The organism is Streptosporangium sp. NPDC087985 (assembly GCF_044741965.1).
GTDB lineage: Bacteria > Actinomycetota > Actinomycetes > Streptosporangiales > Streptosporangiaceae > Streptosporangium.
On the sequence record NZ_JBIUTQ010000006.1, the window covers coordinates 289,788 to 300,077 of the forward strand.

9 protein-coding genes are annotated in these 10,290 nt (G+C 69.4%); 5 read left to right on the forward strand and 4 right to left on the reverse strand.

What is annotated here, in order from left to right; translation table 11 throughout:
* Positions 1 to 47: 47 nt before the first annotated feature.
* Complete coding sequence (locus tag ACIN94_RS16095; protein ID WP_400705826.1) at positions 48 to 857, reverse strand: acetoacetate decarboxylase family protein; 810 nt, start codon at positions 855 to 857, stop codon at positions 48 to 50.
* 175 nt (positions 858 to 1,032) lie between these two features.
* Here ACIN94_RS16095 and ACIN94_RS16100 point away from each other — a divergent pair, with 175 nt between their 5' ends.
* The 5 genes from ACIN94_RS16100 (at position 1,033) to ACIN94_RS16120 (ending at position 6,516) form a co-directional block, all read left to right on the forward strand.
* A complete protein-coding gene (locus ACIN94_RS16100) occupies positions 1,033 to 2,370 on the forward strand; it encodes a glutamine synthetase family protein (protein WP_400705829.1) in 1,338 nt (445 codons plus the stop codon).
* Positions 2,371 to 2,435: 65 nt separating this feature from the next.
* Positions 2,436 to 3,683: a cytochrome P450 gene (locus ACIN94_RS16105; protein WP_400705832.1), complete on the forward strand. Its 1,248-nt coding sequence runs from the start codon at positions 2,436 to 2,438 to the stop codon at positions 3,681 to 3,683.
* Between the two features lie 197 nt (positions 3,684 to 3,880).
* Entirely contained in the window at positions 3,881 to 5,056 is a 1,176-nt protein-coding gene (locus ACIN94_RS16110; protein ID WP_400705835.1) for an acyltransferase family protein, read from the forward strand.
* Between the two features lie 176 nt (positions 5,057 to 5,232).
* A complete protein-coding gene (locus ACIN94_RS16115; protein ID WP_400705838.1) occupies positions 5,233 to 5,868 on the forward strand; it encodes a nitroreductase family protein in 636 nt (211 codons plus the stop codon).
* Between the two features lie 162 nt (positions 5,869 to 6,030).
* Complete coding sequence (locus ACIN94_RS16120) at positions 6,031 to 6,516, forward strand: NUDIX hydrolase (RefSeq protein WP_400705840.1); 486 nt, start codon at positions 6,031 to 6,033, stop codon at positions 6,514 to 6,516.
* On the opposite strand, the gene ACIN94_RS16125 is transcribed toward ACIN94_RS16120, so the two are convergent.
* From ACIN94_RS16125 to ACIN94_RS16135, 3 genes are all read right to left on the reverse strand, one after another.
* A complete protein-coding gene (locus ACIN94_RS16125) occupies positions 6,489 to 8,132 on the reverse strand; it encodes a heparinase II/III family protein (protein WP_400705842.1) in 1,644 nt (547 codons plus the stop codon). The two genes, ACIN94_RS16120 and ACIN94_RS16125, sit on opposite strands and share 28 nt — an antisense overlap.
* A 76-nt stretch (positions 8,133 to 8,208) precedes the next feature.
* Positions 8,209 to 9,309, reverse strand: coding sequence for a CU044_5270 family protein (locus tag ACIN94_RS16130; protein WP_400705844.1), 1,101 nt, complete (start codon positions 9,307 to 9,309; stop codon positions 8,209 to 8,211).
* Entirely contained in the window at positions 9,302 to 9,895 is a 594-nt protein-coding gene (locus ACIN94_RS16135; protein ID WP_400705877.1) for an RNA polymerase sigma factor, read from the reverse strand. The genes ACIN94_RS16130 and ACIN94_RS16135 overlap by 8 nt, the downstream gene beginning before the upstream one ends.
* Between the last annotated feature and the right edge of the window lie 395 nt (positions 9,896 to 10,290).

Here is a 10,290-nt window from a genome sequence, read left to right on the forward strand (position 1 = left end):
GCCGAGGGCCCGTACGGCATGCCGTACGGGCCCTCGGTGTCGGGAGGCTACCGCGCGCCCGAGGTGCCGGACTCCAGCAGGGTGCCGCCGTTCCAGACGACTCCGACCTGGCGGTAGTAGCCGCCGATGACCTCGTCCACGGCCAGACCGGCCAGCTCCTCGGTCGGCGCGTCGAACAGCTCGATCTCCGCGTCGCCCTTCCACGCCTGGCCGCCCTCGAAGGACGCCGCGCCGGTGACGATCAGCTCGTCCAGCGCCGGCCCCCCGCCGAGCTCGATCGACGGCAGCCAGCGGTTGTGCGCCATCGGGTGACCGTTGACGAAGCCGTTGGTCTCGCTCGGCTCGCGCAGCCGTACCACCGCCTGGCTCAGGCGGCGGTCGGCGGCGGCGAGCGTGGCGCCGAACACGCCGCCCTCGCCGATCCGCGGTGCGGCGGCACCGAACGGGTGCGGGCGGGTCATGTGGATCGAGCCGAGCTTCTTCGGGTAGCCCTGGTGCGTGCCGCGGGCGATCGCGAAGTCCTTGTCGACCCAGATGTAGACACACCGGGAGTAGGTCCGTCCCTGGTAGGAGCAGCGCACCACGACGAAGCACTCCTTGTACTGCGCGCGCACCGGGTCGAGCAGCTCGTCCTTGCCGCCGGAGCAGGACTGCCAGTCCGCCCAGATGATCGCGACCGCGCCCGGGTCCTCCTTGGCGAGGGCCAGCGGCTCGGGCAGCAGCTCGGCCACCCGGGCCGGATCCGTACGGTACTCCACGGTGAGCAGGTCGCCGGAGTAGTACCAGGGAGGAGCGGGGACCAGCGAGGAGCGGCCGGTCGCCGTCTTGGGTGTGTAGAAGCCGTGCACCGTTGCCACGATGCCTCCTTGCATGGGGAGCACCAAATTGTTTGGATCCATACGATATGCCCTGAGCTGCGGGATGTCACGATGGATGTCGGCCGTTTTCCTCTCCGTGGGGTCTTGTTCCCAGACCGTTCGGAGCGTATTGTTTGCGCCCAAACGAACTATCGTGCTGTCTCGAGGAGGCCCAGTGAGCGCGGAATCCGTGGAGCGGACCGTCGAGCGCCTGACAGAACGGGGCATCGACGTCGTCCGGGTCGGATACTCCGACTTCATCGGCACGGAGCGCGGCAAGGACGTCCTGGTGGAGCGGCTGCCGGAGGTGGCGGAGAGCGGCCTGGCGTTCTGCCGGGCGGTCTACTACACCTCCCCGCAGGGCGACGTGGTGCCCGTGCCCGGAGGCCTCGACAGCGGCCTGCCGGACGTCTCGATCCGCCCCGACCTCTCCACCCTGGTCGAACTGCCCTGGGAGCCCGGCGTCGCACACTGCCTGGGAGACGCCTACGACCCGGCCGACGGCCAGCCCTTCCCCCAGGCCCCCCGCTCCGTGGCGCGGGCCGCCGCCGCCCGGCTGGGCGAGCTCGGGCTCACCGGCGTGGCCGGCCCCGAGCTGGAGTACTTCCTGCTGGAGCCGGACGGCGAGGGCTGGAAGCGCTACGACGACGCCCCGGGCAACGTCTACGTCGCCGGTCTCAAGGGTGACCGGGGCTCGCACGTGCTCCGCAGCCTGCGCGCGCTCCGCGCGCTGGACATCGGCGTGACCATGGGCAACCACGAGTTCTCCGGTGGCCAGTTCGAGATCAACCTGCACCACTCCGAGGCGACCGACGCCGCCGACCGGGCCTTCCGCTTCAAGTCGGCGATCAAGGAACTGGCCCGGCGGGACGGGCTGCTGGCGACCTTCATGGCCAAGCCGTTCAACGACGAGGGCGGCTCGGGCTTCCACGTCCACCTCTCCTGCGTGGACGGCGACGGGCACAACGTCTTCGACGACCCGGCGGCGCCGTACGGGATCTCCGAGACCGGGATGCACGCCATCGGCGGCGTGCTGGCACACGCGCCCGCGCTCGCGGCGCTGCTCAACCCCACGATCAACTCCTACAAGCGGTTCGGTCCCGACACGCTGGCCCCCTGGCTCAACGACTGGGGCCTGGACAACCGCAGTGCCATGCTCCGCATCCCACCGGAGCGCGGCGCGGGCACCCGCCTGGAGATCCGGCTCGGCGACGCCTCGGCGAACCCCTACCTGGGCATCGCCGGCCTGCTGGCCGCCGTCTACCTCGGCATCCGCGACCGGGTCGCGCCGCCGGCCCCGCTGGAGGGCTACGGCTACGACACCTCCAAGGCCCCCGTGCTGCCGATGTCGCTGTCCGTCGCGCTGGACGCCTTCGAGGCCGACGCCGAGCTCACCGAGGTGCTCGGCAAGGAGTTCGCCGCCGCCTACCTCGCCTACAAGCGCGATGAGATCGAGCGGTTCTCCCGGTCCGTCACCGACTGGGAGTTCCGCGAGTACGCCTACCACCTGTAGTCCAGCCGTTTCAACGCTTCATTGCTTCGCTGCTTTACCGCTGAGCACCACCCCGAGGAGGATCCATGCGCCTGGAAGATGTCAACCTGGCGGACAACGACAAGTTCCTGGACGGCGACACGCCGTGGCGCATGTTCGACGTGCTCCGTGCCGAGGCGCCGGTGCACTGGCAGGACGAGGGTGAGCACGGCAGCGGCTTCTGGTCGATCACCCGGCACTCCGACATCGTGGCCGTCGACCGCGACGCACAGACCTTCACCTCCTCCAAGTTCACCAACCTGGAGGAGGTGGACGAGCGTCAGGCCACCATCCGGCGCTCGCTGCTGGAGACCGACGGCCCCCGGCACAGCGTGCTCCGCCGCATCCTGCAGCGCGAGTTCACTCCCCGGGCCGTCGCGGGCTACGAGGTCTTCCTGCGCGGCCTGACCGCCAGGACCCTGGACGCGGCGCTGGCCAAGGGCACGTTCGACTTCGTGAAGGAGGTCTCGGCGGACTTCCCGATCAACGTGCTCGCCAAGATGCTGGACGTCCCCGCCGACGACACCCAGCAGCTCATCGACTGGGGCAACCGGATCATCGGCAACACCGACCCGGACTACGCCGACGTGCTGCTGCACAGCGAGGAGAGCGAGAAGTACCGGGACCTGCCCTTCCGCAGCCCGGCCTCACTGGAGGTCTTCGAGTACGGCCGGGAGCTGGCCCGCCGGCGCCGCGGCGGCGACGGCACCGACCTGGTCAGCAAACTGATCAACCAGCCCACCGCCGACGGCGTGCCGCTCTCGCCGACCGACTTCGACAACTACTTCCTGCTCCTGGTGGTGGCGGGCAACGAGACCACCAGGCACGCGATCTCGCACACGATGCTCGGCCTCATCGACAACCCGGACCAGGCGGAGAGGCTCCGTCAGGATCTCTCGCTGATGCCGGGCGCGGTGGAGGAGTTCCTGCGCTGGGCCTCCCCGGTCTACCACTTCCGCCGTACGGCCACCCGCGACACCGAGATGCACGGCCAGAAGATCGCCGAGGGCGACAAGGTCGTGATGTGGTTCGCCTCGGGCAACCGCGACGAGCGGGTCTTCGACGACCCCTACCGCTTCGACGTCACCCGCCCCGGCAACGACCACATCACCTTCGGCAAGGGCAGCCCGCACTTCTGCCTGGGCAACGCGCTGGCCCGCCTGGAGATCAAGATCATGTTCGAGGAGCTGCTGCCGCGCATCTCCGGCATCAAGCTGGCCGGGGACGTGCGCCGGGTCCGCTCGAACTTCGTCAACGGCATCAAGGAGCTCCCGGTCACGGTCACCCGCGCCTGAGCCCGGCCGCCCCCGTCCACGACGCCGCCCGACCCCGACCTCCGGACCCGAGACCCGGAGATCACGGCCGGGCGGCGTCGTGATCGGCGGAGGGACGGGGACCACCGGGTACCGGTCGCATCGCCCTTGCCATAAGAGGCGCCGTCATATATGTCAAATCGTGCCGAAAGCCATCGAATGGCGTTAGTGTCACGCAGATGTTTTCTGTTGACCACCCCTTGAAGAACCGGCATGTATGGCTCGACGCTCTGCGAGGGATCGGTGCGACAGCCGTACTTCTCGAACACCTGACATACCGTTTCCTGCCCGGCCTGCGGCCAACCTGGTTCAATCTCGGGATCTACGGCGTTCTGGTGTTCTTCCTGGTCAGCGGTTACATCATCCCCGCCTCGCTGGAGCGCAGAGGGGATGTGCGGGCGTTCTGGATCGGTAGGGTGTTCCGCCTCTATCCGCTCTACCTCCTGACCATCGCCGTCGTTCTGCTGATGATCCCGATCCAGCCGTTGCGGCCGAACATCGACCCTCTGACCCACGTCACGATGCTGATGGAGGTCACCGGTTCATGGGCGTTCACCGAACCGATGTGGACACTCTCCTATGAAATGGTCTTCTACCTCCTGGTCACGGCACTGTTCGTGACCGGCGTGCACCGGCGCAGCGGACTGTTCGCCCTCTCGTTCGCGCTGCTGTCGGTTCTGGTGGCATTCGTCATGCCGACGCGGGGCCTGCTCAGCGGGCCGATCGTGTCGATCGTCGTGCTGGTGGTGGTCCTGGCCGGTCTGGGCGCCGTGCTGTCCGGGCCCAGGACGCTCCGGATGGCCGGGGCACTCGTCCTCGGCACGCTCGCCCTCGCCCTCGTCTCGGTCGGCAGCCGGGTGCCCTGGCAGGGAGCGATGATCCTGGCCGTCATGTTCACCGGCACGGTTGTCTACCGCTGGGAGCACGGCCAGGGTTCAGGGCTCTGGCCCGTCCTGGGCGTCACCTTCCTGATCTGCCTGACACCGTTCATGAAGCCGGTGACGATCAACGGCCCCGCCAGCCTGCTGACCGTCGCCCTGGCCGGTGGCACGTTCGCGGCCTTCATGGCACTGCGCAACCGGCGCCTGCCGTACCCCCTGGCCTGGCTGGGACTGATCAGCTACTCGGTGTACATGCTGCACCTGCCGGTGCTACGGCTCTTCGTCTCCGTGTTCGGCGAACCCCGCCGGCTCCCGGAGATCGCCCAGCTCGGTCTCGGACTCTGCGTCATCGCCGCCATCTGCGGGATCAGCTCGCTGACCTACCGGTTCGTCGAGCTGCCCATGCAGCAACTCGGCCGGCGCCTGGCCCGCAGACATCTCGCCGGAACAGAAATGTCGGCCATCTCCAGCTGAGCCACAGGCACCCGGGATCACGCTGAGGGCGCCCCGGTCCCCGCAGCGGCCGTGCCCGTCCTCCTGGCGAGATCCGGGCAGGGATCCGTCGCGGAGGCTCCCCTCTCCGGCCGGCTGGGCGTGGTCAACGGCTGGCGATGACGGCTCGTTTGCGCGGTGACATTAGGCTCCTGAACATGACCCCAGACGAACTTCTGACGACCACGCGCAGCGTCCGTAAGCGGCTCGACCTGGATCGGCCCGTGTCACGGGAGCTCATCGAGGAGTGCCTGACCCTCGCGCTGCAGGCGCCGAGCGGGTCCAACAGGCAGACCTGGCAGTGGCTGGTCGTCACCGACTCCGCCCAGCGGGCCGCGGTGGGTGCCGTGTACAAGCGGGCCTGCGACGCCTACCTGGAGTCGGCGGGCGCGGCAGGACGGCTGTTCGCCGACGATCCCCGGCGGAGTCCGGTGCAGCAGCGGGTCCACGACAGCGTCGCTCATCTGGCCGATCACATGGGACAGGTGCCCGTGCTGGTCATCCCCTGCCTGCGGGTCGGTTCGGGACGGTTGCCAGAGGGGAACCAGGCGGGACTGTGGGGGTCGGTCCTGCCGGCTGCGTGGAGCTTCATGCTGGCGGCGCGCTCTCGCGGGCTCGGTACGGCGTGGACGACGCTGCACCTGGCTTACGAGAAGGAGGTCGCGGACATCCTGTCCCTGCCCGAGGACGTGTTCCAGGCCGCGCTCATTCCGGTCGCCTACTACACCGGCGACGGCTTCAGGCCCGCGCCACGAGAACCGCTCGCCAGCGTGCTCCACTACGACCGCTGGTAGTTCTCCGCGAAGCGACGACCGGTTTCCGGCACACAGATCGTCGCTGAGAGGCAAGATCCAGGAGGAACTCCGGCGGAAACGAGCACAACTGTTGAATCATTTGTAGCATCATGATCAGCGGACATTACGTCGCAGATCCCTTGCTGCCCTGAAGGAACAGTCATGGCTTCCACCGTCGGTACCCGTCAGGTGATCGGCGTCGGTGTCATCCTCACCGACTCGGCCGGGCGGATCCTGCTTGGTGAACGCATCAAAGCCGGGGAGACCCGTTCATGGTGCCTGCCCGGCGGCGCCGTCGAGCCCGGCGAAACATTCGAGGCGGCCGCGCTGCGGGAGCTCGCTGAGGAGACCGGTATCGGTGACGCCAGCCGGCCGCGCACCGTCACAATCGCCCTGGACCACCCCGGCGACGCTACGGTCCGGGTCACCGCGGGCGTCGCACTGACGCTCGGCGCGACCTCTCCCACCGTCACAGAACCCCAGGTGTTCGCCGCCTGGCGGTGGTTCCCTCCCGACCAGCTGCCCAGCCCGCTGTTCCCAGCGACCGCGCACCTGCTCGCCCAGACCGGCGGCCAGGACGACAGCCCGGTGACCTTGTACGCTTCGAGCCCGGGCGACCACTACGGAGTTTCGCCATGGCGCCGGTGACTGCCTGGCCTGAAGGAGACGGGGCCGCCGGGGGTCTGGACGGTCACCTGGCCGTCGGACCATGAGATCTCGGGGTCGGCGGTGCCGGGCACGATCAGGGTCAGTACGGACTCGACGGGCGGGGAGAGGACGGTCGTTGCCTCCGCCTGCCTGAGGTAACCGAGAGAGACCGTCCCGGGCTGTACGGCCTGGCCGCCGATCGGCCGGCCCGAGGGCATCGCGAGCTGGACCAGCGTCACCCGCCGGTCCCCGTCGGCCAGGACCACGTGGCCGTCACGGTTGGAGAGCACCGTGAGCGAGGGGGCGAAGTTCCACAGGTTGCGCAGCGCCGACCCGGCCGGGACCGAGTCCAGTACGGCCAGCAGATCGGCCCCGTGGTTGACCAGGACCGAGCGGGTACGGCTGACGCCGTACGCGGTGTCGGTGAGCAGGTAGGACTGCCGCATCCGGTCGATGGACGAGCTCACCAGGCGCGTCGCCGTACCCTCGCGGAATTCGGCACCCACCACGACGGGGACGTTGTGCGCCTCGGGGGAGGTCGTCCACTTCCGGTAGGCCGTCCTCTCGTAGGAGTGGAAACCGGCCTCCACCAGGATGTCCCGGCCGTGGGCGTGATAGGTGACGCCCAGGTGGTCCTCGTGGCCGTGGAGCCGGCGGCCGGGTCCGAACCTGATCGAGTAGTAGGCCGACTCCGGGTCGTCCCAGGCGGTCCTGCCGAAGACGTAACCGCCGTCGAACACCTTCACCGTGTTCTCCTCGTGCCGGAAACCCTTCGGGCGCGTGTCGGCCGGGCTGTCGCCGATCGGCACGATACGGCCGTCGGGCTGGGTGGCATGGCTGACGTACGTCTCCAGCGACCTGCGCCGCGCGGCGAGGCCCGCGGGGATCTCGGCCCCGCACCTCCTGATCGCCTCCATCGCCGTCCCCAGCCGCCGGTGCACGTAGATCCCGTACCGCGGAGCCTGCTCGTGCAGCACGCCCTGCGCGTCGATGGCCAGCTCCGCCGAACGGGCCATCCGCCGGATGGCCAGGTCCTTCCACCGTTCCCGGCCGAGCCGGGCGCCGACCGCCAGCAGCGCGATGTCCTGGTCCAGGCCGTGGTTGTGGCCCTCCCGGTAGAGCGCGGGGTCGGACAGGATCTCGCCGTGCTCGATCAGGGTGTCCGACAGCCAGCCGGTGCGTACGTACGCGCTGAGGCAGACCAGAGCCGGTGCGCGCAGCGCGACCGGGTGCTCGGCCCAGGCCCAGGGACTGACGCCGGTTCCGCCACGGGGATTCTTCCGCGTCCAGTCCTCGGTGATCTCGGTGGCGCGGTCGAGGTACTCCTGTCTGCCCGACCGCTCGTACTCCGCGATCAGCCGTCCCATCCACCTCAGCGCGTGCAGGTTCAGCGCCCAGGAACGGTTCCGGTGCGGGTCGAGACGCCAGTCGATGTCCGGGCCCAGGTCGACGGAGGGCAGGCCGACGAACGTGACCCGGCCCTCCATGACCTCGGACGCCTTGATCGAGGGGAACTCGCCGGCCCCGCAGATGACCGGGCCGTCGCTCGTCGCGAGGGAGGGCGCGGCGGGACGGTTCCTGATCAGACCGAGCGCCGTACGGGCATGCCAAAACAAGCGATTGCTCCAAAGAATGGTATGGGCGGCCCGCGGACGGGCGATCAGGGCTGATGGGCCAGGGGAGTCCGGTGGACTAGGGAAGTTCGGGTACGGCCGGTTCGTCGTCCGTCCAGCCCGCCTCCAGGACCACCTCGACCTGGTCGCCCTTGATCCCCGGCCGGCTCGTGACGGTGGAGGACAGCACCTGGGAGCTGCCGGGGTCGATGATCAGTGTCCGCTGGACGGTCGCGGGGGACTGCGCGCCGGGGGGTTGCACGGTGAAGGAGAACTCGGCTCCCGTCCTGCCCCGCTCGTCCGTGGTCCTGCCCAGATACCGGACGTTCGGCAGCTCCGCGAGAGCCCGGTAGGCGGCCGCGCGCACGTCCGGCGGTGACGGCTTACTCCACAGCAGACCGCTGAGCGCGTCCGCGACGACACCGTCGAGCGTGCCGGCCGGCACGTCGTGCACCGCCTTGGTGACCCAGTCCTTCAGGGCGGCGGGAGCGACCGGGAGCTTCTGGAGCTGCTCGAAGGTCATCTCCCGGCCGGCCATGCTGAAGGGCACCTTGCCGGTGACGGCCTTGAGCTCGCCCTTCTCCGGTGACGTGGACAGCACGTCCCCCTGGCTCGACCACTCGGTGGGGGAGCCGTCGCGACGCCAGGCCTCCTCATCGGCCGCGCTCCTCGGACGTACCCCCAGCGTCCGGGAGCCGGACCAGACCCGGCCGTCCCTGGCGACCCACTGCTCGGTGAGCCGTGACTCCACCACCCGGTAACGGTTCGCCCCCGTGCCCAGCTGCTCCGGGTGCGTCTGCCGGTACAGCTTCCTGACCCGCCAGTAGGTGCTCGTCGCGGTGGGGTCCGACTCGGCCGTGGTCGCCGCCGCGAGGAGGATCGACCGCCCGGAGATCGTCATGACCCCGCTCGGCGCCCCCGACTCCCCGCTCGTCTCCGGAACGCTCGTCCCCGGAGCGCTCATGCCCGGGGCGCTCGTTTCCGGAACGCTCATCCCCGGAACCATGACCGCCACCGCCACGGCGGAGGCCGCGAGACCGGCCACAGCGACCGTCCACGACAGCCGCAGCCGTGGTCGCCGCCGGGGCTCGCCCTCCAGCAGCCCCCGAACCCGCTCCTTGAGAAACGGATCGGGCTGCGGCTCGCCGTACAGCTCGCGGACCTTTTTCAGCTCATCCACGACCGGCCTCCTCGGACTCCAGCATCGGATTGGTGTCGCCCAGCGTGGCGCGCAGCTTCTTTCTGGCCCGGTTCAGCCGTGACCCGACGGTCCCGTACGGGATGCCCAGGGCCGTGGCGATCTCCTCATGGCTCAGCCCGGCCAGGGCGACGAGGAGCAGGACGTCACGGTCCCGCCGGTGGAGCCCGGCCAGGGCCGTCGCCAGGCTCGGCCGCAGACTCTCCGCACTGACCTGTACGGCGACGCGTTCCTCGTGCCCGGGGGTGTCCGGGTCGAGGCCGTGGCGCCCGAGCGCGCGCAACGTGCGCACCTCGACGCGGCGGTGCTTGCCGATGAGGTTGGTGGCGATGCCGTACAGCCAGGAGCGCACGCTGGCCCGGGACGGGTCGTAGCGCGCCCGTTTGCGGAACGCGGTGAGAAACGTCTCCGCGACGATGTCCTCCGCGCTGTCGGCGCCGAGCCGCTGGGCGACGTAGCGGTGGATCTCGCCGAAGTAGGTGTCGAAGATCGCGCTGAACCGCTCGGATTCATCGAGGGAAAGCTGGATGACCTCGGCGTCCTCCGCAGGATAAGTAGCCCAGGACATCGCGGTCACAATCGTCTCCCCGTCATGTGCAACCCTTCGAACGCGGACGGCGGTCGTTCTCTATCACCCGATCCGCCGATTCACTTTCACGGTCGCCGGACGAGACCGCCGATCCACGCGCCCACCGACGCCGAGTGAGCCGTTGCGCGATGTTGAACGTCCGTTTCCGGAGGGCGCGAAAGGTCAACCGTACGATGGGAACGGTGGTCGCCGGCCTCCGCCCGCGGACCTCTGCCGGGACAGTTCAGCGTGATCTGGCGTGGAACCCCGGGCGTTCACGCCCGGGAGGAAACGACAGCGCGGGAGGGCCGCCAAGGCCCGAGCGGTGTGGTGACCGGTAGGCCGTCGAGCGGCTCAGCCCGGACGTTTCTGGTTTTCGATGTACTCCTTGATGA